Raw genomic sequence first — 21861 nt, 5'->3', positions numbered from 1 at the left:
CCCCCATAGGCATCCCCTATTTCCGTATACGTCAACCAAGCGGCATACTGGCCGCAAAAGCCGCCATATCCGGCGGCTGCAGGCTGGTTACCGGCGCGTCCATCCGGCGCTCCCAGGGACCGGCACGATCTGAGACCAACGGAGACATCGCCATGCCAGCCACCAAGGCACCCGGCCACCAGACGTCCGACCAGGACGCGGCCCCGCTGACCACGGTCAGCCTTGCGGACAAGTACACCGCCACCACCGGTTCCATTTATCTATCGGGCATACAGGCCCTGGTGCGCCTGCCCATGCTGCAGCGCCAGCGCGACCTGGCGGCCGGCCTGAATACTGCCGGCTTCATTTCCGGCTACCGCGGCTCGCCGCTGGGCGGGCTGGATGAAAACCTGTGGGCCGCCAAGGCGCAGCTGGAAGCCCACCACGTGCAGTTCGTACCGGGCGTGAACGAAGACCTGGCCGCCACCGCCGTGTGGGGCTCGCAGCAGGTCGACCTGATCGGCCCGGCCAGGTACGACGGCGTATTCGCCATGTGGTACGGCAAGGGCCCGGGCGTGGACCGCTGCGGCGACGTCTTCAAGCACATGAACCATGCCGGCACCGCCAAACACGGCGGCGTGCTGCTGGTGGCCGGCGACGACCATGGCGCCTATTCCTCCACCCTGCCTCACCAGTCCGACCATTTGTTCTCGGCCTCCATGATCCCGGTGCTATATCCCTGCAATGTGCAGGAATACCTGGACCTGGGCCTGCACGGCTGGGCCATGTCGCGCTATTCCGGCTGCGCCGTGGCCTTCAAGGCGCTGGCCGACACGGTGGAATCCTCGGCTTCGGTGGACGCCGACCCGTTCCGCGTCGAGATCAAGCTGCCCAAGGACTTCGTGATGCCGGAAGGCGGCCTGAATGCGCGTTTGTCCAGCATCCCGCTGGGCCAGCAGGCGCGCAACCAGGAAGCGCTGATGCAGGACTATAAAATCTACGCGGCCCTGGCCTATGCGCGAGAGAACCGCCTCAACCACACCACCATCACCAGCCCCGATGCGCGGCTGGGCATCATCGCCTCCGGCAAGTCCTACCTGGACGTGCTGGAAGCGCTGGAGGAACTGGGCGTGGACGAAGCCATGGCGGCCCGGGTGGGCCTGCGCCTGTACAAGGTCGCCATGCCGTGGCCGCTGGAACCGGACGGCGTGCGCGAATTCGCCCAGGGCCTGGATGAAATCCTGGTGGTGGAGGAAAAGCGCCAGATCGTCGAATACCAGCTCAAGGAACAGCTGTACAACTGGCGCGACGACGTGCGCCCGCGCGTGATCGGCAAGTTCGACGAAAAGGGCGAATGGGTGGCCCCGCGCGGCGAATGGCTGCTGACCTCCAAGGCCGATTTCTCGGTGTCGCAGGTGGCGCGCGTGATCGCCAGCCGCATCAAGCGCCTGATAGCCGATCCGGTCACGCTGGACCACATCAAGGCCCGGCTCACCTTCCTGGACGCCAAGGACGCCGTGCTGCAAAAAGCCGTGCACACGCCGTTCCGTCCCGCTTTCTATTGCTCCGGCTGCCCGCACAACAGCTCGACCAAGGTGCCGGACGGCAGCCTGGCGCTGGCCGGCATCGGCTGCCACGTGATGGCGACCTCGATCTACCCCGAGCACAACAAGCTGACCACCCACATGGGCGGCGAAGGCGCGCCCTGGATAGGCCAGGCCGCGTTTTCCAGCATCCCGCACGTGTTCCAGAACCTGGGCGACGGCACGTATTTCCACTCCGGCTACCTGGCGATACGGGCCGCCGTGGCGGCCAAGGTCAACATGACCTACAAGATTTTGTACAACGACGCCGTTGCCATGACCGGCGGCCAGCCGGTGGACGGCGTGACCTCGGTGCCCATGATCGCCCGGCAGATGGCGGCCGAGGGCGTGCAGCGCATTGCCCTGGTGACCGAGGACCTGGGCCGCTACACCGACCGCTCCGCCCTGCCCGCCCAGGTCAGCCTGCACGACCGCAAGGAGATGGACGCCGTGCAGCGCGAACTGCGCGAGGTGCCGGGCTTGTCGGTGCTGATCTACGACCAGACCTGCGCCGCCGAGAAGCGCCGCCGCCGGAAAAAGCACGAATTCCCCGATCCGGCCAAGCGCATGGTGATCAACCAAGCCGTGTGCGAGGGCTGCGGCGACTGCGGCACGCAGTCCAACTGCACCTCCATCCTGCCGCGCGAGACGGAATTCGGGCGCAAGCGCACCATAGACCAGTCGTCCTGCAACAAGGACTACAGCTGCGTGCGCGGCTTCTGCCCCAGCTTCGTCACGGTGGAAGGCGGCAGCCTGAAAAAAGGCCGCCCGGTGCGCAGCGATCCCAACGAAGGCTGGGGCGAGCTGCCGGCGCCCGTGCTGCCGTCCTGCGCCCAGCCCTACAACATCCTGATCAACGGCATAGGCGGCACCGGCGTGATCACGGTGGGCGCGCTGATGGGCATGGCGGCCCACATCGAGGGCAAGGGCGCCTCGGTGCTGGACATGACCGGCATGTCGCAGAAAAACGGCTCGGTCACCTCGCACGTCAAGATCGCGCGCTCGCCGGCCCACTTACGCGCCCAGCGCATCGCCACCGGCGAGGCCGACCTGATCCTCGGCTGCGACATGCTCACCACCGGCGCGGCCGACGCCATCTCCAAGATGCGTCCGGGCCGCACCCTGGCCGTGGTCAACCTGCACCAGCAGCCCACCGGCCACTTCGCCCAGAACGCCGACTGGGAATATCCGGTCGAACAGGTGCGCGGCCTGATCGAGGAAGCGGTGGGCGCCGAGGCCACCGAATTCGTCGACGCCACCAAACTGGCGACGGCGCTGATGGGCGACTCCATCGCCACCAATCTGTTCATGCTGGGCTATGCCTGGCAGCGCGGCCGCGTGCCGCTCAGCGAAGCGGCCCTGCTGCGCGCCATCGAATTGAATGGCGTGGCGGTGGCGGCCAACAAGCAGGCTTTCCTGTGGGGCCGGCGCGCCGCCGCCGACCTGAAGCGCGTGGAGCGCAGCGCGGCGCCGGCCCAGGCCGTGGTGCTGCAAATGCCGCACAGCCTGGACAACGTGATCGCCAGGCGCAGCGCCTTCCTGGCCGAGTACCAGGACGCGGCCTACGCCGCGCAGTACCAGCAGCTGGTGGCCGCCGTGCGCGAGCGCGAGACTGCGCTGGGCCTGGGTGGCAAGCTGTCCATGGCGGTGGCGCGCGGCGCCTTCAAGCTCATGGCCTACAAGGATGAATACGAGGTGGCGCGCCTGTACACGGATGGCCGCTTCATGGAACAGCTCAAGCAGCAATTCGAGAGCGACTTCAAGCTCAAGTTCAACCTGGCGCCACCGCTGTGGGCAAAAAGGGACGCCCAGGGCCACCTGGTGAAGGCGGAATTCGGTTCCTGGATGTTCAGCGCATTCAAGCTGCTGGCCAAACTCAAAGGCTTGCGTGGCGGCGCCTTCGACCTGTTCGGCTACACGGCCGAGCGGCGCATGGAGCGCACCCTGATCGCGGAATACCGCGCCCTGGTGCGGCAGCTGGCCGACGGCCTGACGCCGGAAAACCACGCGATTGCCGTGGAACTGGCCGCGCTGCCGGAAAAAGTGCGCGGCTACGGCCATGTGAAGGAACAGGCGGTGGCCGCCTACCGCGCCGACCAGGAGCGCCTGCTGGCGCGCTTCCATGATGCGGGACACCAGCACGCCGCCTGACGGCGCAGCTTCAGCATAGGCACCCGCGTGCGCGGGTGCGACGCCGGCGGCGGTATCGCGGCCGGATCGCCACATACAGAATTACAGGGACACCATCATGAACGACCTCTCCAATCCGCCGCGCGCGGTTGCTGTCAACAATAAAGTCCGCTTCGTCACCGCCGCCTCGCTGTTCGACGGCCACGACGCCTCCATCAACATCATGCGCCGCATCCTGCAAGCCAACGGCGTCGAAGTGGTCCACCTGGGCCACAACCGCTCGGTGGACGAGGTGGTGACGGCCGCCCTGGCCGAGGATGTGCAGGGCATCGCCATCTCCAGCTACCAGGGCGGCCACGTCGAATACTTCAAGTACATGCTGGACCTGCTGCGCCAGCGCGGCGGCGCCCACATCAAGGTGTTTGGCGGCGGCGGCGGCGTCATCGTGCCGGACGAAATCGCCGACCTGCATGCCTATGGCGTGACGCGCATCTTCAGCCCCGAGGATGGCCAGCGCATGGGACTGGCCGGCATGATCCAGTGGATGGTGCAGCAGTGCGACATCGATTTGTGCCAGTACGCCCCGGCCACGCTGGAGGCGCAGCGCGCCGGCCGGACCGTCGCCGAACGCCACCGTACCTTGGCCCAGCTGGTCACGGCGCTGGAAAACGAACGCGCCGCGCCCGGCCTGCGGGCCGAACTGGCGGCCGCCGCCCGCGAGCTCAAGGTGCCCACGCTGGGTATTACCGGCACCGGCGGGGCCGGCAAGTCCTCGCTGACGGATGAGCTGATACGCCGCATCCGCCTCGACCAGGGCGACGCGCTGGACATCGCCGTGATTTCCATCGACCCCTCGCGCCGCAAGTCGGGCGGCGCACTGCTGGGCGACCGCATCCGCATGAACGCCATCGGCCCATGGAATGGCCAGTCGCGCGTGTTCATGCGCTCGCTGGCCACGCGCGAGGCCGGGTCCGAGATTTCTCAGGCGCTGCCGGACGTGATCGCGGCCTGCAAGGTGGCCTGCTTCGACCTCGTGATCGTGGAGACTTCCGGCATAGGCCAGGGCGACGCCGCCATCGTGCCGCATGTGGATTTGTCCATGTACGTGATGACGCCGGAATTCGGCGCCGCCTCGCAGCTGGAAAAAATCGACATGCTGGATTTCGCGGACTTCATCGCCATCAACAAGTTCGACCGCAAGGGCGCGCTGGACGCCCTGCGCGACGTGGCCAAGCAATACCAGCGCAACCGCGAACTGTGGCACGCCAGCCCGGAAGATATGCCGGTGTACGGTACCCAGGCTTCGCGCTTCAACGACGATGGCGTGACTGCTCTCTATCACGGCCTGCTGCCGGCGCTGGCCGAACGCGGCCTGCGCACCGTGCCCGGCAAGCTGGCCGCCACCGGCGAACGCCATTCCAGCGGCAAGCACGTGATCGTGCCGCCGGCCCGGTCCCGCTACCTGGCAGAGATTGCCGACACCGTGCGCGGCTACCACCAGCACACGCGCCGCCAGGTCCGGCTGGCGCGCGAACGCCAGCAGCTGACGGAAGCCAAGCGCATGCTGGCGGCCGCCGGCAAGACCGCCGGCCTGCCCAGCGGCCTGGATGACTTGATCGACGAGCGCGACGGCGCCATGGACGCCGCCGCCCGCAAGCTGCTGGCGCAATGGCCGCAGCTGCAGGCCGCCTACGCCGGCGAGGACTATGTGGTGACCATACGCGACAAGGAAATCCGTACCCGCCTGGTGCAGCGCACCTTGTCCGGCACCGCCATCCGCAAGGTGGCGCTGCCGCGCTACGAGGACCATGGCGAAATCCTGCGCTTCCTCATGCTGGAAAACGTGCCGGGTTCCTTCCCCTACACGGCCGGCGTGTTCCCCTTCAAGCGCGAGGGCGAGGACCCGACCCGCATGTTTGCCGGCGAAGGCGACGCTTTCCGCACCAACCGCCGCTTCAAGCTGGTCTCGGCCGGGATGGAGGCCAAGCGGTTGTCGACCGCCTTCGACTCGGTCACGCTGTATGGCGCCGATCCGGCGCAGCGGCCCGACATTTACGGCAAGGTCGGCAACTCCGGCGTGTCCATCGCCACCCTGGACGACATGAAGGTGCTGTACGACGGCTTCAACCTGTGCGATCCGGCCACCTCGGTCTCGATGACCATCAACGGCCCGGCGCCCACCATCCTGGCCATGTTCATGAACACGGCCATAGCCCAGCAAATCGACAAATTCGCGGCCGAACACCAGCGCCAGCCGGACGCCGAAGAAGCCGCCAAGATACGCGCCTGGGTGCTGCAGAATGTGCGCGGCACGGTGCAGGCCGACATCCTCAAGGAAGACCAGGGCCAGAACACCTGCATCTTCTCCACCGAGTTCTCGCTCAAGGTGATGGGCGATATCCAGCAGTACTTCGTCCAGCACCAGGTGCGCAATTTCTACTCGGTGTCGATTTCCGGCTACCACATCGCCGAGGCGGGGGCCAATCCCATTTCGCAGCTGGCCTTCACCTTGTCGAATGGCTTCACCTTTGTCGAAGCCTACCTGGCGCGCGGCATGCACATCGACGATTTCGCGCCCAACCTGTCGTTCTTCTTCTCCAACGGCATGGACCCGGAATACACGGTGCTGGGCCGGGTGGCGCGCCGCATCTGGGCCGTGGCCATGCGCGACAAATACGGGGCCAACGAGCGTTCGCAAAAGCTCAAATACCACGTACAGACCTCGGGCCGCTCACTGCACGCGCAGGAAATCGACTTCAACGATATCCGCACCACGCTGCAGGCCCTGATCGCCATCTACGACAACTGCAACTCACTGCACACCAACGCCTACGACGAAGCCATCACCACGCCCACCGACGAATCGGTGCGCAGGGCGCTGGCCATCCAGTTGATCATCAACCGCGAATGGGGACTTGCAAAAAACGAGAATCCCAACCAGGGCTCCTACATACTGGAGGAATTGACCGACCTGGTGGAGGAAGCGGTGCTGCAGGAATTCGAGCGCATCGCCGAGCGCGGCGGCGTGCTGGGCGCCATGGAGACAGGCTACCAGCGCGGCAAGATACAGGAAGAGTCCATGCTGTACGAGCAGCGCAAGCACGACGGCAGCCTGCCCATCATCGGCGTCAACACCTTCCGCAACCCCAAGGCGGCGGCCGAGCCGGCGCCCATAGCACTGGCCCGTTCCACCGACGAAGAAAAACAGTCGCAGCTGGCGCGCCTGGCCGAGTTCCACGCCCGCCACGCGGACGCCGCACCGGCCGCCCTGCACGCCCTGCAGCAAGCCGCGATCGCCAACGCGAATGTGTTCGAGCAGCTGATGGAAGCGGTGCGCGTCTGTTCCCTGGGCCAGATCACCACGGCCCTGTTCGAGGTGGGCGGACAGTATAGGCGCAATATGTGATATAGAAACAAAGATTTCCTATTTAAAAATTGATATGTGGCTATTTTTTCATGATAGTATCCCCATTACTCTGTTGATAAGGCCGGTGCGGATGCCGGTCAGGAAAGGATAGCCTCATGATCAAGCAATCGATAGCTGGTGTTTTACTTACTGCGGCAGCATGCGGTGGAGTACAGGCGCAGAGCTCCCACGCCTCCGCCAGCCTCAGCAATTTTTCCATCCAGCTGATCGACCTGGATACTACCGACGGCATCGACCCCAGCATTACCTTCAATGCCCTGGCCCTGACCTCCGGTTCGGTATTCGAACAGAACAAGCCTGGCGAGTCCAAAAGCTTCTTCTCGTATGACACGGAAGTGCTGAGCGCCACGCAGTCCGTATTGTCGGACCGTGCCAAGGCCGGTGCAGCCCTTACCGAAGGTGTCGGGACGGCGCATATCTATGGCGCTGGCGCTGCCGCATCGGGCTACTCCCTGCAGCCTGGCTTCGGCGGCAAGGCCTCCAACAGCGTCAGTTATGATAGCCTGGTGTCGCTACTGAATTTCAGCGACTTCACGCTATCGGCCCATACCCAGCTGGTCATTACCGCTGATGCTACGGTGCAGGTAGGCAATTCCGGTAACTATAACCTCGCGAACGGTAACTATTCCAACGCCTATGCCACCGTGTCGATCGAGATTGGTGGGGAGCAGGACGTACTCAGCCTGTCTACGCTGAGCCCTGGCGAGAGCACCCTGAGCCGCCTGCTGAGCCTCAGCTACTCGAACCTGAGCGACCAGGACGCCGTTGCGTTTGTGAGCGCCACCAGCCATGTGTCGGGAAGCAGCGTCATTACCGCTGTGCCCGAACCCTCCACCTACGCCATGCTGATCGGTGGCTTGGGCATCCTGGCAATGCTGCGGCGCCGGCGCAACTGAGGGCAGTCGCACACCAAACGGGGAATCAGCAGAATTTTCTGGATTCCTCGAGAATTTTGGCTTACGCTGGGGGGTAACGCGACCGTTGAGCAAGCGGTCCCTCCACGTCCAACATTTCTCCAAGCTCCGACTGGGAATATGGCTACGGCGATGTCCATCAATGCACTGCAAGCGTCGGTTGCCCGTGCCGAAAGGCAAGTGCAGCAGGACCAGGTGCGCGTGACCGAGGACGCCAGCCGCCTGCAGGACAGCAAGGAGCAGCTGTACAAGGACAAGCAGACCTTGTCCGAGAACCAGCGCAAGAGCGAGCAGGCCACATCGGCAGCCACACCCGCCACGCCCGCCGTACGCCTCGATAATGCCATCCAGAACCCGCCCCCTGCGCAGCAGGTGCTGCCTGCCGAACTGGCGGCCGCCAAGCCCAGCGTCAACAGCCTGGGCCAGACCATAGGCAAATTGATCAGCGTGACGGCCTGAGGGGCCGTCAACACTGGTTTGACGCTTACGCGGCGGCGGCAGCCGCCGCTTCCTCCTGCGCCACCACCTGGCGCCACCACTGGCCGTCGGCCACGGGATGGAGTATGTCCAGGCGCTGCCCGATCTCGGGCGTGGCGATGGGCAGGCGGCGCTCGGCCGCCAGCGCGGAAATTTTATCGAAGGGGTCGTGCCAGGCGTGCAGCGCCAGGTCGAAGGTGCCGTTGTGGATGGGCAGCATGACCTTGCCGCCCAGGTCGATATGGGCCTGCAGCGATTCCTCCGGCAGCATGTGCACGTCAGGCCACTGCGGGTCGTAGGCGCCGGTTTCCACCATGGCCAGGTCGAAGGGGCCATACTTGGCGCCTATCTCCTTGAAACCCTTGAAATAGCCGCTGTCGCCGCTGAAGAACACCCGGCTGGCGCCATCGTCGATCACCCACGAGCACCACAGGGTCTGGTTGCGGTTGAACATGCCGCGCCCCGAGAAGTGCTGGGCCGGGGTGCAGGACAAGGTGACACCCTCGACCCGCGTGCTCTGCCACCAGTTCAGCTGGCGCACCTTGGCGGCCGGCACGCCCCATTTGACGAGGATGTCGCCCACGCCCAGCGGCGTGATGAAATGCTCGGTCTTGTCCACCAGCGCCAGCACGGCCGCCTGATCCAGGTGGTCGTAATGGTCGTGCGACAGGATCACGCCCTTGATGGGCGGCAGCTCGTCTATGCTGATGGGCGCTTCGTGGAAACGCTTGGGACCGGCCCACTGCACCGGCGAGGCGCGCTCGGAAAACACGGGGTCGGTCAGCCAGAAGCCGCCGTGCAGCTTGAGCAGCACGGTCGAGTGTCCCAGGCGGTACAAGCTGCGGTCGGGCGCATCCAGCAGCTGCTGGCGGCTCAGGGCGTGTACCGGAATGGCCTGGCGGGGCACCGTATCCTGCGGCTTGTCGAACAAAAAGCGCAGCATGATGCTCAAGCCCTTGAACAAGCCCATTTTCTGCATCCGCACGGGATTGCGGAACTGGCGTCCCTGGCGCGGCGCGCGCGGCGGGGCAATACTATCGAGTTCGTCGTTATGGGCGGTGTAGGCGGTGTAGGCCATGCTGGGGCTCCTGTCAGTAGGATGTACACTACACAGTGTAGTTCCTTTTTTTGAAAAAGTAAACTAAACGGTGTAAAATCAGGTAATGATCATCCCCTGCCCCCAGCGCCTGACAGACCGCAAGCGACAAGCCATTGTCGATGCCGCCATCGCCGAATTCCGTGCCCATGGCTTCGAAGCCACCAGCATGGACAAGATCGCGGCCACGGCCGACGTCTCCAAGCGCACCGTCTACAACCACTTCCCCAGCAAGGAAGCGCTGTTCAGCCACATCCTGGAGCAGCTGTGGTGCAGCACGGCGGCGGTGCAGCCGCGTCCCTACCAGCCGGGCGAGCCCCTGCGCGGGCAGTTATTGGCGCTGCTGGGCCAGAAAATGGCCATGCTGAACGACGAGTATTTCCTCGACCTGGCGCGGGTGGCGATTGCCGAAGGCATCCATTCGCCCGAGCGGGCCAAGGACATGGTGGCCCGCCTGAGCCAGAAGGAGGAAGCGCTGACGGCCTGGCTGCGCGGCGCCCAGGCCGCCGGCCTGCTGCCCGGCGCCGACCTGGCCATGGCGTCCCAGCTGCTGCAGGGCCATTTGAAAACCTTCGCGTTCTGGCCCCAGGTCACCATGGGCCAGCCGCCCCTGGACGAGGCCGCCCAGCAGCGCGTGCTGGAGACGGCGGTCGACATGTTCCTCGCTTACTACAGCTAGCGTTTCACAGCTGCGCCGCCGGCGTGGCGACGCCCGGCGTGGCGACGCCCGGCGTGGCGACGCCCGGTGTTCCTGCCGCCGGCTCCGGCAGCAGCACCATCTCCACATAGTGGTCGCGGGTCAGGAAGCGGCGCGCCGCCGCCTGTACCTGGGCCGCAGTGAGCGCACGTAGGCGCGTTTCTAGGGTCAGGGCGTCGGCCGGATCGGTGGCTTCCAGCGCGGCGATGCGCAGTATCTGCAGCCAATAGCCATTCTCCCCCAGCGCCTTGCGGTGGGCCTGCAGCATGGCCTGCTTAACCTTGTCCAGGTCGGCCGCCTGCGGCCCCTGGTCCTGCAAGGTGGCGATCAGCTCCCACAAGGCCGCTTCCACCTTGGCCACATTGTGCGGCGCCGCCGGCAGGCTGACGCTGAGGGCGTAGGAGCCGCGCGGTACCATCTCGTAGCGGCCGCTGGCGTTGCCGCTGTAGATCAGCTTGCGCTGCTCGCGCAATTCCTCGGCAATGCGGATGTTGAGGACGTTGACCAGGGCGCGGAAGGCCAGCGATTCCTCCTTCGAATACGGCACGTCGCCGCTGAAATCGACGCTGACCACACTTTTCTGCTCGACCCCGGCGCGTACTTCGCGCCGCACCACGCCCGGCACCTGGCGGATGCCGGGATCGCGGTACTGCAGCGCCACCTCGCCGGTGGGCAGGGTGGCCAGGTATTGCGCCAGCAGCGGCTTGATGGCCTCGACCTCGAAGTCGCCCACCAGGATGAAGGTCATGCCCTTGGCGCTACCCATGCGCGAGCGGAACAGGCTGGTGGCGCGCTCCAGGTTCAGGGTCTCGAAATCCTCGGCGCGCGGCGCCAGGTCCACGCGCGGATGGCCGCCGTACAGGGTTTTCAGGCGCTCCTCGGCAAAGCGCGCTTCCGGCGCGGCGCGGCTGTTGCGCACCTGCTCGGCATTGCGGGCGACGAAGGCGCGGAACAGGCGTTCGTCGCGGCCCGGATTGGTCATGCCCAGGTAGGTCAGCTGCAGCATGGCTTCGATGTCGGCGCTGCGGCAGCCGCCGTTCAGGTGGTCGGCGTAGGCACTCATGCTGGCGCCGGCGTTGGCGGTTTTGCCCGCCAGGATGCGCGACAGGTCGGACGGCGTGAAGCCGGCCACGCCCATGGCGCCCTGCACGGCGGCGGCAAAGCGCAGCGGGTTCTTGTCGGCGTCGGGGAACAGCATCTGGCCGCCCGGGCGCACCGCCTGCATCTGCACCGCGTCCTTGCTGAAAGTGGTCGGCTTGAGCACCACCTTGACGCCGTTCGACAGCAGCAGCCGGGTCAGTCCCAGCGCCTTGTCCTCGCTCTGCTGGACGATGCTGCCCGGCTCGGGCTTGTATTCCATCAGGCTGGACGGCACCGGACGGTCCACCAGCCGGGTCACCGGCAGCGACTGCGCGGCCTGGGCCCGCGCCAGCAGTTCCGCGCCGGACGGCGCCTCGCCACTGCCGCTGTACAGCACCAGCCGGGGCGGCCCGGCCGGGATCAGGCCCAGGGCATAGGCATTGATCTCATCCAGCGTGACGTTCGGCAGCCAGGCCCGGGCATACTCGACCTCGGCGGCGATGCCGGGTATGGGCGCGCCGGCCAGGTAGTGGTTCACGTACAGCGCCAGCAGGGCGGCCGATTCGCGCGTGTCGCGCGCCTTGTAGCGGGCTTCGTAGGCGGCCAGCACATTGCTGCGCGCCACCGCCAGCTCTGCGTCGGTAAAGCCGAATTCGCGCACGCGCCGGTTCTCGCGCACCAGCGCATCGACCGCCGCGTTGACGCCGGCCTTGCCGACCGTGGCGTTGGCCGTGTACATGCGCTGGTTGCTGCCGAACGGCAGGCCGCCCTCGCCAGCCGCGCCCTGCACCAGGGGCGGCTCGTACAGCATGGTCAGGCGCGTCAGCCGCATGCTCATCAGGGTGCTGAACACCTGGCGCAGCAATTCCTCCCGGTAGCCGCCGGCCGTGCTGGGCGGCTGGCGCTGGTACAGCGAGTACACCAGCTGCACCGTGTTGGCGGGGGCTTCCTTGTCGATGAACACCAGGCTGTCGGGCTGCTGCAGGGGCGGCAGCGGGTAGTGCGGCAGCCGACGCGGCTGGGCCGGCATCCTGATCTGGCCGAAATGGCGGCGCACCATGCGCTCCACCTCGGCCGGGTCGATGTCGCCGACCACGATCACGGCCATCAGGTCGGGCCGGTACCAGTCGGCATAGAAGCGGCGGAGCGCCTGCGGGGTGGCGTGGGCGATGCTGTCCTCGGTGCCGATGGTGCGCCGTTCCTGATAGCGGGTGCCGTTGGCCAGCTTGGGCAGCATGGCGTCGGAACGGCGCGCCGCATAGCCGCTGCGCAGGCGCTTTTCCTCCAAAATGATGGTGCGCTCCTCCTCCATCGCGGCCGGGTCCAGGGTCATGCCATGGGCCCAGTCTTCCAGCACCTGTATGCCCTGCTCCAGGTTGCCCGGCTTGTCGGTCGGGATGGGCAGGTGGTAGATGGTGCTGTCGAAGCCGGTGAAGGCGTTCAGGTCGGCGCCGAAGCGCACCCCTATAGATTGCAGATAGGTGACCAGCTCATGCTGCTTGAAGTGGGTGCTGCCCTTGAAACCCATGTGCTCGACGAAGTGGGCCAGGCCGCGCTGGTCATCGTCCTCCAGCACCGAGCCGGCCCGCACCAGCAGGCGCAGCTCGGCGCGCTGGGCCGGCTTGACGTTGCGGTGGATGTAGTAGGTCAGGCCGTTATCGAGCTTGCCCAGCTTGACCTGGGGGTCGATGGGCAGCGGGTCGGTGAGCGCGGGTGCGCCCCAGGCGGCGGCGTCCAGCAGCAGCGCCGCCGACAGGATGAGGATGCGGAACAGGGTCATGGTATTACCTCGTGGTTCAGGGCTGGCTGGCCGCTGGGGCGGCCGCTGCCGTTGCCGTGGTTTCCGGCAGCAGCACCATTTCGACATATTGTTCGCGGCTCAGGAAGCGCCGCGCGGCGGCCTGCACCTGGGCCGCCGTGACGGCGTTGACGCGCTGCTCGACCGTCAGGATATCGTGCGGGTCGCTGCCCTCCAGCTGAGCCTTGCGCAGCGACTGCATCCAGTAGCCGTTTTCATTCAGGGCGCGGCGATAGCCCTGTGTCTGCGCCAGCTTGGCCTTGTCCAGCTCGGCAGCGGTCGGCCCCTGGGCCTGCAGGCTGGCTATCTCGTTCCACAGCGCCGCTTCCACCTTGGCCACCTTCTCGGGCGAGGTCGGCAGCTGCACCGTCAGGCTGTAGGCGCCATGCGGGATCTTGTCGTAGCTGCCGCCCACCGAGCCGGTATAGATCAATTGCTGCTTCTCGCGCAGCCCGGCCGTGATGCGCAGCTTGAGCACATCGGCCATGATGCTGAACACCGTGGCCTCGGTTTGGGAATATGGCAGCTCGCCGCCGAAATCGAAGCTGACCAGGCTTTTCTGCTCGACGCCGGCACGGAACTCGCGCCGCACCACCCCCGGCACCTGGCGGATGCCGGGATCGCGGTAGCTTGGGGCCACCGCGGCGGTCGGCAGCGTGGCCACGTAGCGTTCCAGCAGCGGCTTGACGGCGACCACCTGGAAGTCGCCGACCAGGATGAAGGTCATGTCCCGTGCGCTGCCCATGTGCGAACGGAACAGGGTGCCGATGCGGTCCAGCTTGAGCGCCTCGACTTCCTCGGGGCGCGGCGTGAGCTCCACACGCGGATGGTTGCCATAGCGCGTCAGCAGGCGCTGCTCGGCAAAACGCTCTTCGGGCGAGGCCAGCAGGTTGCGCACCTGGGCGGCGGTGCGGCTGACATAGGAGCGGAACAGATCCTCGTCGCGGCGCGGACTGGTGACGCGCAGATAGTTCAGCTGCAGCATGGTCTCGATAGCCTCGCTGCGGCTGTTGCCGGCCAGGGTGTCGGCATAGCTGCTCATGCTGGCGCGCGTGAAAGCGTTCTTACCGGCCAGCATGCGGCTCAGGTCGAGCGGCGAGAACTGGCCTATGCCCATGGCGTACTGCACCGCGCTGGCGTAGCGCGCCGCTGTCTTGTCAGCGTCGGCGAACAGCATGGTTCCGCCCGGGCGCACGGCTTCCATCTGCACCAGATTCTTGCTGAAGGCGGTAGGCTTGAGCACCACCCTGACGCCGTTCGACAGCACCAGCGTGGTGAGGCCCAGCGCCGCATCCTCGCTTTGCCCGACGATGCAGCCCGGCGCCGGCAGCTCGGCAATCAGGCTGGCCGGCAGCGGCTTCTCGCTCAGGCGCTCCACCGGCAGGCGCTGTGCGGCCTGGATGCCGGCCTGCAGCGCCGCGACGGTGGGCGCCGGCCCGGCCTTGTCATTGCCGCTATACAGCACCAGCTTGGGCGGCCCGTCCGGGATGATGGCCAGGGCGTGGGCGTTGATCTCGGCCAGCGTGATCTGCGGCAGGAATGCCTGGGCATAGGCGTACTCGCTGGCGGCCCCCGGCATCGGCAGGTCCATCACGAAATTGGCGATGTAGCGCTCCACCAGCGCGGCCGACTGCTGGGTCTCGCGCGCCTTGTAGCGCAACTCGGCGCCGGCCAGCACGTCGCGCCGCGCCACTTCCAGCTCGTCCTGCGTGAAGCCGAATTCGCGCGCCCTGCGGCTCTCGCTGACCAGTGCGTCGATGGCAGCGTCCACACCGGCCTTGCCCACGATGGCGGTCGCCTGGTAGGTGCGCTGGTTGGCCCCGAACGGCAGCCCGAATTCTCCCACTGCGGGCTGCGACAGCGGTGGTTCCGGCAAGGTGGGCAGCCTTGCCAGGCGCCTGCCCATCATGGAGCGGAACAGCGACCGCACCAGGTCATCGCGGTAGCCGCCGACGGTGGTGGGCTGCTGGTACTGGTAAATCGAGTACATCAGGTCCACCCGGTTGCCGGGCGCTTCCTTGTCGACGTACACCACGCCGTCCGGCGCGGCCAGCGGCGGCACCGGATAGCGCGGCAGCGGGCGTGGCCGGGCCGGCATCTTCATCTGGGCGAAATGGCGCTTGACCATGGCCTCGGCCTGCTCCGGATCGACGTCGCCGACCATGATCACGGCCATCAGGTCGGGCCGGTACCAGTCGGTATAGAAGCGGCGCACAGCGGCCGGGGTGGCGTGGCGGATGCCGTCCTCGGTGCCGATCGGCAGCCGGTCCTGGTAGCTCGAGCCGTTGGCCAGTTTGGGCAGGATGGCTTCCAGCTGACGCTCGCCGTAGCCGCTGCGCAGGCGCTTTTCCTCCAGCACGATGGGACGCTCCTCCTCAATTTCCTTGTCGCCCAGGGTCAGGCCGTGGGCCCAGTCTTCCAGCACCAGCATAGCGCGCTCCAGGTTGCCCGGCTTGTCGTTCGGGATGGGCAGCTGATACGTGGTGGTATCGAAGCCGGTGCCGGCGTTCAGGTCGGCGCCTAAGCGTACTCCTATCGATTCCAGATAGTCGATCAGTTCGCTTTTCTTGAAATGGGTGCTGCCGTTGAAGCCCAGGTGCTCCAGCAAATGGGCCATGCCACGCTGGTCCTCATCCTCCAGCACCGAGCCGGCCCGTACCACCAGGCGCAGTTCCACGCGCTGGGCCGGCTTGGCGTTTTTCTGGATGTAGTAGGTCAATCCATTGTCCAGCTTGCCGACCCTGACTAGCGGATCGATAGGCAACGGATCGCCGGGCGCCGGTGCGGCCGCGGTGGCGCCGGACAGGGACAGGACGGCCAGGGCGGCCGCTACCTGGCGCCGCAGCGCAGGCAACAGGATAGGGGTGGTCATGGAGTTACCATGCCACATTATTTTCTTTTTTGAAAGACTTCCTGGCAAATACTCAGGCGACCGAGCCGAAGGCTACCGCATACACCGGCGGCAGATGGGTGGAGATGGTGCGCCAGCGCTGGCCGCCGTCCTCGGACAGCCAGACCGAGCCGGTGGTCGATCCCATCAGCAGGGTGCGGCCGTCATCGGCCACCGCCAGGCCATGGCGGTAGACCAGGTCGTAGCAGTGGCGTTGCGGCAGGCCGTCGCGCAAGGCCTGCATGCCATCCGGACCGGTGCGGGTCACCATCAGGGCCGCATCGCGCGGCACGCGGCGCTGGTCGGCCTCGGCCGGCACGAACCAGGCGACTTCCCCATGCTGCGGATGCACCGCCGTGACGAAGCCGAAATCGGGCAGTTCGCCGGTATCGACCCCAGTCCAGTGGGCGCCGTTGTCCACCGAACGCCAGATGCCGTTATGGTGCTGGCACCATAGCTGGTCCGGCTGGCCCGGGCAGCGCACGATGCGGTGCGGATCCTGGATCGCCTGGCTGTCGGCCAGTTCGGGCGGCATGTAGCTGGCGCGCATGCCGTGGGCACGCAGCGACCAGCTGGCGCCGCCGTCCGTGGTCAGCCAGGCGCCGCCGCAGGACACGCCTACCAGCACGCTGTTGCTGTTGCGTGGATCGACGCAGATGCTGTGGATGCCGGGCACGTCGTAGCCGCCGCCCATCCACTGGCTGCGTTCGGGCGCGTTCCACAGGGCGTCCACCAGGGCCCAGCTGGCGCCGTGGTCGCGCGAGACGAACAGGCCGCCCGGCAGGGTGCCGGCCCACAGCAGGCCGGGCTGGTCGGCACCGCCGGCCGCCAGCGACCAGATCTGGCGCAGCGTCCATTCGGTCTTGTCCTCGCTATCGGCCGGCTTGGGCGGATAGGCCGGCGCCGCCACTTCGCTCCAGACGCCATCCGGGGCGCGGCGATGCAGCTTGGCGCCGAAGTGGCCCAGGTGGAGGGCCGCGTAGACGCTGCCGTCGCGCGGATCCGGCAGCACCATGGAGACCGGATCGCCGACGAAGACGGGATCGGCCAGCGCCCAGGCGCCATCATCGACGCGCGCCAGTTCGAACAGGCCTTTTCTGGTAGCCAACCAGGCGTTGGTACTCATGGTGTCAACCTCCGGAAAGGGCTTGCAGGATGTAGACTTGGGAATCGGGGCGCAGCGCATCGTCCAGCAGGCGCGGATCGCGGCAGCGCCGGCCGTCGATGAAAATCACCACGTTGGCGCGCAGCGCGCCCTGCTCGTCCAGCACGTAGCCGCGCAAACGCGGCTGGCTGACGAAGGCGTGTTCCAGCGCGCCGCGCAGTTCGGCGGCGTCGGTGTTCACTTCGGGCACGTCGAGGAAACGGCCCAGTTGCTGGGTAAAGTGCAATCGCGCCATGGTGCAGCGATTCTAGCGCGCCTGGGCGTACAATGAAACCGGGCCATCACCGGAGAGCAAGGCATGACCATCACCCCGGAACAACTGGAACTGCTGATGCAGGAAGTGGAACAGGAAGACCCCATCGATTTCGCCGACCTGCCGTTCGACGACAGCGAGCTGCGCGGCCTGATCGCCAGCCATCTGTGCGAGATGGCGGACGCCATGCGCGACTTCAGCGAAGAAGACCGCCAGCTCACCATGCTGGCGGTGGCGGCCAAGCTGGTGCTGGAAAACATGGTGCTCAACATACAGCTGCTGCGCCGCCACAACCTGCCCATGAGCGAGACCACCGAGGCCCTGCTGGGCCGCCTGCGCAAGCGCGGCCCTGAGGAGTGACGCTGAGCCGAGGCTCAGGCGGCGGCCGGCGGAAAGTCCAGTACGGTGTCGTTGACGCGGTTGAACAGATTGGTGAAATTGATGCTGGACATGGCCAGCAGCGTATCGACGATCTGCGCATCCGTGTAGCCGGCCGCCTTCACGGCATCGACCGCCGCTTGCGGCACGGTGCCGCGCATGGCCGTCAGGGTGTGCACGAAGCTGGCCAGGGCGTCGGTTTTAGCGTCGCCGCTGGGCTGGTTGTGGCGCACGCCGTGGATGGCGGCGGCGTCCAGGCCGGCCTTGCGGCCCATCAGCGAGTGCGCGGCAAGGCAGTAGTCGCACAGCGCATCCTGGCTGACGGCCAGCTTGATCACCTCGATATCGCGCGCACTCAGGCTGCTTTTACGCAGGGCGCCATCCACATGCAGGGCCGCTTCCAGGGCCACCGGGCTGTTGCTGCCGATGGCGGCATAGGCGTTGGGCACCATGCCGATCGCGCCCTTGATGGCCCCAAACAGGTGGGCGGCCTGGCCGCTGGCTTCGGAAACGGGTTGCTGGAACAGACGGGACATGATGCTTCCTTTCAGGTTTGCTCGACTTCACGGTGATGTCGATGCCATGGAAACCAGTATAGGCCGGTCACCCGATACAGTTAATGCCCGTAATGCGCTAAAATTTGCTCATTCGTCTCACCGATCGCCGCCATGGACGCCCTCAGCCACCTGCTTTCCCTGTATCCCCTGCAAGCCGCGCTCGATATCCGCTGCCATTTCGGCGCGCCCTGGCTGCTGGAGCATGAGGCCGTGGCGGCCGGCGCCGCGCCCTACCATGTGATCACGCGCGGGGCAGCCAGGCTGGACGCGGGCGGGCTGGAAGACGCGGCGCTGGAAGCCGGCGACATCGTCCTGTTCCCGCACGGCGGCGCACACCGGCTGTACCTGGGCGATGCGCAGGCGGCGCTGCCGGTGCGCAGCGGCGCCGGCGGCACTGTGCTGCTGTCCAAGCACAACGGCGGTGAAGGCGAGCTGACCAACATCCTGTGCGGCGAATTCCGCTATGAGGCGCGGCGCGGCCACGCCCTGCTGGCGGCCCTGCCGCCGGTGCTGGTGGTGCGCAGCGCCGGCCACCCCGAAGCCGAAGGCCTGCGCAGCCTGATCGCCCTGCTGCAAGCGGAAACCGAAACGGCGCGGCCCGGCGCCAGCCTGATCGTGGCGCAACTGGCGTCGGCATTGTTTGCCTTGCTGGTCCGCGCCTGGCTGGCGCAGCAGGATGGGGAACATGCGCTGGCCGCGCCCGGCCTATGGGCCTTGCTGGCGCAGCCGCGTTTGCAGCCGGCGCTGCTGGGCATGCTGGCCGAGCCGGAGCGGGCCTGGACCATGGAACAGATGGCGGCCGCCTGCCATGTCTCGCGCGCCACCTTTGCCCGCCTGTTCGGCCGCGCGGCCGGCGCCACACCGGCCGAGGTGCTGCTGCGCCTGCGGATGGCGCGCGCCGCGCAATTGCTGGACGGCGGCGCCCCGCCCGGCGCGGTGGGCGAGGCGGTCGGCTACCAATCGGAAGCCGCCTTCCACCGCGCCTTCAAGCGCCAGCACGGCATGGGGCCCGGCGCCTGGCGGCGCCAACCGGCATCCGCCCGACACGGAGACGATCTGTAAGGTCAGAGTGGCCCGCGATAGGAATCCCGCTCTTGCTCAATGAATGCAGCAAGCTCATCCACCGTAGGCTCGGGAAACGGATAGACACGTTTTTCGTATGCTTCGACCAGGGTCGCAAGCGCAAACAAGCGGCTTCCTTCCGCGCTGCCGGGGGCAGGCTGCAAGGCCATCAGCGCATCGATCTCGGCCATTGCGGCGCGGTACGCTGTCTCGTTGTGGATCTCATTCGCCATGTTGACGCAACCGTTTCGTGTACTTTTCATGCGCGCAGCAAATGCCGTCAGCAGATCACGCCCGAGGACTTTCACGCGACACTCCAAGGTTAGCACGTCTGCCAACTGTAGAGCGATGTATGAGATTGGAGTTGAGATTACGCGGAGGTGGGCAGCTTGCGGGCGGCGGGGGCGATCAGGGTGAGGCCGGTTTCGGCCACGGCCACGCAGGGCAGGATGTAGCCTTCGCGCTTTTCGTCGGAACTCACGCCCGGCCATTCAATCAGATAGCGCACGCTGCCCCCTTCCATGCGGCACAGACAGGTGCGGCAGCTGCCATTGCGGCAGGAGCTGGGCAGGCGGATGCCGGCCCGCTCGGCCGCCAGCAGCAGCGGCACGCCCGCCGCCGCCTCGAATTCCCAGCCCTGTCCCTGCAGCCGTATGCGTACCGTATCGCCCATCGTATCGCTCCCCCTTGGTGGAACGCCATGATAAGCGATGCGCGGGCTCAGGCCAGCTGGCGCACCTCGCGTCCGGCAGCGGGGCGCGGCGCCGCCGGCTTGGCAGCAGCCGGCCGCGCCGCCGCGCCTTCGGCCTTGAGCTTGAACACGGCCATGGCCTGGGACACGCTGCGGGTCTGCTGCGCCAGGTTGCCGGCCGCCGCCGCCGCCTGCTCCACCAGCGCGGCGTTCTGCTGGGTGATGTCGTCGATCTTGATGACGGCTTCGTTGACCTCGCCTATGCCCTGGGTCTGCTCGCGGGTCGCCATCGAAATTTCGTCCATCACCTGGGTCACCCGCAGCACCGAGGCGATCACCTCGCTCATGGTGGCGCCGGCGCTGCTGGTGAGCAGCGTGCCGGCGTTGACCTTCTCGATCGAGACATCGATCAGGCCCTTGATTTCCTTGGCCGCCGTGGCCGAGCGCTGCGCCAGGCTGCGCACCTCGGAGGCCACCACGGCAAACCCGCGCCCATCCTCGCCGGCGCGGGCCGCCTCCACCGCCGCGTTCAAGGCCAGGATATTGGTCTGGAAGGCTATGCTGTCTATCATGCCGATGATGTCCAGGATCTTGTTGGACGAGGCGCTGATGTCGTCCATGGTGGTGACCACCTTGTTGACGATTTCCCCGCCCTGTTCGGCCACGCCGGAGGCGCGCCCGGCCAGCTCGTTGGCGTTGGCAATGCTGGAGGCGCTCTGGCGCACCGTGGAATTGAGCTGCTCCATGCTGGCCGCCGTCTGCTGCAGGCTGGAGGCCTGCGATTCGGTGCGTTCCGACAGGTCCATATTGCCGGTGGCAATCTCGCCCGTGGCCTGGGATATCTCCTCGAAGCTGGAACGCACATCGCCGATGATGCTGTGCAGGTTGACATTCATCTGGCGCAGCGCGGCCAGCAGCTGGCCGACCTCATCGTCGCGCCGGACCTCGATCACGCCGGTCAGGTCGCCACCCGCCATCTTGCGGGCGTAATGGGTGGCGCGCTTGAGCGGATCGGCCACCGTGATGTACAGGGTGCGCCAGAAATTCAGGGTCACCAGCAAGCCGGCCACGGCGAACGCCCCCAGCCAGGGACGGTCGTGGCTGAAGAAAGCGGCTGCGAAGGTCAGCATCAGCACGCTCTGGATGGCGGCGTTGAGCGCCAGGTGGCCGCTGAACGACAGCCGCGTGGCGCGCTTGAAGCTGGCCAGCAGGCCGCTGCCGGCCACCCGGCCCTTGAGCACCAGCAGCTTGCGCGGATTACCGTTCTTGATCTCGCGGTAGGCGGCGTCGGCCTGGCGCACCTGCTCGCGGGTCGGCTTGGTGCGCACCGACATATAGCCCACCGGCCGGCCCTGCTCGATCACCGGAGTGACGTTGGCCAGCACCCAGTAGTAATCGCCATTCTTGCAGCGGTTCTTGACCATTCCCGTCCACGGCTCGCCTGCCTTGATGGTGGCCCACAGGTCGGCAAAGGCTTCCACCGGCATGTCGGGATGGCGCACGATGTTCTGCGGCGCCCCCATCAGTTCTTCCTCGGTAAAACCGGACACCTCGATGAAGTACGGATTGGCGTAATTGATGTTGCCCTGCAAATCGGTGGTCGAAACGATGGTGCGGCCATCCTCCAGCACGTACTCGTTCTGTGTCACCGGCATGTTTGTGCGCATGTCGCTATCCTCTGTTT

Annotated in this window: 16 protein-coding genes; 7 read left to right on the top strand and 9 right to left on the bottom strand. The window is 66.5% G+C overall.

The features are described 5' to 3' along the window. The first annotated feature begins 152 nt into the window (after positions 1-152). From ACLB1G_RS25320 to ACLB1G_RS25305, 4 genes are all read left to right on the top strand, one after another. Positions 153-3713: an indolepyruvate ferredoxin oxidoreductase family protein gene (locus ACLB1G_RS25320; RefSeq protein WP_491630032.1), complete on the top strand. Its 3561-nt coding sequence runs from the start codon at positions 153-155 to the stop codon at positions 3711-3713. A 97-nt stretch (positions 3714-3810) separates the two neighbouring features. Next, on the top strand, positions 3811-7098 hold the full coding sequence (icmF, locus tag ACLB1G_RS25315) for a fused isobutyryl-CoA mutase/GTPase IcmF (RefSeq protein WP_491630031.1): 3288 nt from the start codon (positions 3811-3813) through the stop codon (positions 7096-7098). A gap of 116 nt (positions 7099-7214) precedes the next feature. Next, positions 7215-8015 (top strand): PEP-CTERM sorting domain-containing protein, encoded by an 801-nt coding sequence (locus ACLB1G_RS25310; RefSeq protein ID WP_491630030.1) that lies wholly within the window; start codon positions 7215-7217, stop codon positions 8013-8015. 150 nt (positions 8016-8165) lie between these two features. Continuing rightward, a complete protein-coding gene (locus ACLB1G_RS25305) occupies positions 8166-8492 on the top strand; it encodes a hypothetical protein (protein WP_491630029.1) in 327 nt (108 codons plus the stop codon). A gap of 25 nt (positions 8493-8517) precedes the next feature. Here ACLB1G_RS25305 and ACLB1G_RS25300 read toward each other — a convergent pair whose 3' ends face one another. After that, complete coding sequence (locus ACLB1G_RS25300) at positions 8518-9588, bottom strand: MBL fold metallo-hydrolase (RefSeq protein ID WP_491630028.1); 1071 nt, start codon at positions 9586-9588, stop codon at positions 8518-8520. 85 nt (positions 9589-9673) lie between these two features. On the opposite strand from ACLB1G_RS25300, the gene ACLB1G_RS25295 reads away from it, so the two are divergent. Further along, a complete protein-coding gene (locus tag ACLB1G_RS25295) occupies positions 9674-10285 on the top strand; it encodes a TetR/AcrR family transcriptional regulator (protein ID WP_491630027.1) in 612 nt (203 codons plus the stop codon). A 4-nt stretch (positions 10286-10289) separates the two neighbouring features. Here the strand turns inward: ACLB1G_RS25295 and ACLB1G_RS25290 are convergent, their stop codons facing one another. Genes ACLB1G_RS25290 through ACLB1G_RS25275 form a run of 4 tightly spaced genes read right to left on the bottom strand, consistent with a single transcriptional unit; the run spans position 10290 to position 17471 of the window. Further along, a complete protein-coding gene (locus ACLB1G_RS25290) occupies positions 10290-13163 on the bottom strand; it encodes a M16 family metallopeptidase (protein ID WP_491630026.1) in 2874 nt (957 codons plus the stop codon). A gap of 16 nt (positions 13164-13179) precedes the next feature. Next, on the bottom strand, positions 13180-16053 hold the full coding sequence (locus ACLB1G_RS25285; protein ID WP_491630025.1) for a M16 family metallopeptidase: 2874 nt from the start codon (positions 16051-16053) through the stop codon (positions 13180-13182). 52 nt (positions 16054-16105) lie between these two features. Next, complete coding sequence (locus tag ACLB1G_RS25280; RefSeq protein ID WP_491630024.1) at positions 16106-17197, bottom strand: exo-alpha-sialidase; 1092 nt, start codon at positions 17195-17197, stop codon at positions 16106-16108. Positions 17198-17201: 4 nt separating this feature from the next. Further along, the gene (locus ACLB1G_RS25275; protein WP_491630023.1) at positions 17202-17471 is read right to left on the bottom strand and encodes a MoaD/ThiS family protein; all 270 of its coding nucleotides are present in this window, start codon (positions 17469-17471) and stop codon (positions 17202-17204) included. A gap of 63 nt (positions 17472-17534) precedes the next feature. On the opposite strand from ACLB1G_RS25275, the gene ACLB1G_RS25270 reads away from it, so the two are divergent. Continuing rightward, complete coding sequence (locus ACLB1G_RS25270; protein WP_491630022.1) at positions 17535-17849, top strand: hypothetical protein; 315 nt, start codon at positions 17535-17537, stop codon at positions 17847-17849. A gap of 14 nt (positions 17850-17863) precedes the next feature. Here the strand turns inward: ACLB1G_RS25270 and ACLB1G_RS25265 are convergent, their stop codons facing one another. Beyond that, positions 17864-18403, bottom strand: coding sequence for a carboxymuconolactone decarboxylase family protein (locus ACLB1G_RS25265; RefSeq protein ID WP_491630021.1), 540 nt, complete (start codon positions 18401-18403; stop codon positions 17864-17866). A gap of 132 nt (positions 18404-18535) precedes the next feature. On the opposite strand from ACLB1G_RS25265, the gene ACLB1G_RS25260 reads away from it, so the two are divergent. Next, positions 18536-19486 (top strand): AraC family transcriptional regulator, encoded by a 951-nt coding sequence (locus ACLB1G_RS25260; RefSeq protein WP_491630020.1) that lies wholly within the window; start codon positions 18536-18538, stop codon positions 19484-19486. 2 nt (positions 19487-19488) lie between these two features. On the opposite strand, the gene ACLB1G_RS25255 is transcribed toward ACLB1G_RS25260, so the two are convergent. The 3 genes from ACLB1G_RS25255 to ACLB1G_RS25245 all read right to left on the bottom strand — a co-directional run bounded on the left by ACLB1G_RS25255 (position 19489) and on the right by ACLB1G_RS25245 (position 21844). Then, the gene (locus ACLB1G_RS25255; protein ID WP_491630019.1) at positions 19489-19794 is read right to left on the bottom strand and encodes a hypothetical protein; all 306 of its coding nucleotides are present in this window, start codon (positions 19792-19794) and stop codon (positions 19489-19491) included. 62 nt (positions 19795-19856) lie between these two features. Continuing rightward, positions 19857-20159 (bottom strand): 2Fe-2S iron-sulfur cluster-binding protein, encoded by a 303-nt coding sequence (locus ACLB1G_RS25250; protein ID WP_491630018.1) that lies wholly within the window; start codon positions 20157-20159, stop codon positions 19857-19859. Between the two features lie 47 nt (positions 20160-20206). Next, a complete protein-coding gene (locus tag ACLB1G_RS25245) occupies positions 20207-21844 on the bottom strand; it encodes a methyl-accepting chemotaxis protein (protein ID WP_491630017.1) in 1638 nt (545 codons plus the stop codon). Between the last annotated feature and the right edge of the window lie 17 nt (positions 21845-21861).

This window comes from Duganella kummerowiae (assembly GCF_053572355.1).
This window is presented reverse-complemented; position numbering and strand designations above follow the sequence as displayed.

Coding starts and splice junctions, on each gene's coding strand:
- ACLB1G_RS25320 (WP_491630032.1), top strand. CDS start 153: ATGCCAGCCACCAAGGCACCCGGCCACCAGACGTCCGACCAGGACGCG.
- icmF (WP_491630031.1), top strand. CDS start 3,811: ATGAACGACCTCTCCAATCCGCCGCGCGCGGTTGCTGTCAACAATAAA.
- ACLB1G_RS25310 (WP_491630030.1), top strand. CDS start 7,215: ATGATCAAGCAATCGATAGCTGGTGTTTTACTTACTGCGGCAGCATGC.
- ACLB1G_RS25305 (WP_491630029.1), top strand. CDS start 8,166: ATGTCCATCAATGCACTGCAAGCGTCGGTTGCCCGTGCCGAAAGGCAA.
- ACLB1G_RS25300 (WP_491630028.1), bottom strand. CDS start 9,588: ATGGCCTACACCGCCTACACCGCCCATAACGACGAACTCGATAGTATT.
- ACLB1G_RS25295 (WP_491630027.1), top strand. CDS start 9,674: ATGATCATCCCCTGCCCCCAGCGCCTGACAGACCGCAAGCGACAAGCC.
- ACLB1G_RS25290 (WP_491630026.1), bottom strand. CDS start 13,163: ATGACCCTGTTCCGCATCCTCATCCTGTCGGCGGCGCTGCTGCTGGAC.
- ACLB1G_RS25285 (WP_491630025.1), bottom strand. CDS start 16,053: ATGACCACCCCTATCCTGTTGCCTGCGCTGCGGCGCCAGGTAGCGGCC.
- ACLB1G_RS25280 (WP_491630024.1), bottom strand. CDS start 17,197: ATGAGTACCAACGCCTGGTTGGCTACCAGAAAAGGCCTGTTCGAACTG.
- ACLB1G_RS25275 (WP_491630023.1), bottom strand. CDS start 17,471: ATGGCGCGATTGCACTTTACCCAGCAACTGGGCCGTTTCCTCGACGTG.
- ACLB1G_RS25270 (WP_491630022.1), top strand. CDS start 17,535: ATGACCATCACCCCGGAACAACTGGAACTGCTGATGCAGGAAGTGGAA.
- ACLB1G_RS25265 (WP_491630021.1), bottom strand. CDS start 18,403: ATGTCCCGTCTGTTCCAGCAACCCGTTTCCGAAGCCAGCGGCCAGGCC.
- ACLB1G_RS25260 (WP_491630020.1), top strand. CDS start 18,536: ATGGACGCCCTCAGCCACCTGCTTTCCCTGTATCCCCTGCAAGCCGCG.
- ACLB1G_RS25250 (WP_491630018.1), bottom strand. CDS start 20,159: ATGGGCGATACGGTACGCATACGGCTGCAGGGACAGGGCTGGGAATTC.
- ACLB1G_RS25245 (WP_491630017.1), bottom strand. CDS start 21,844: ATGCGCACAAACATGCCGGTGACACAGAACGAGTACGTGCTGGAGGAT.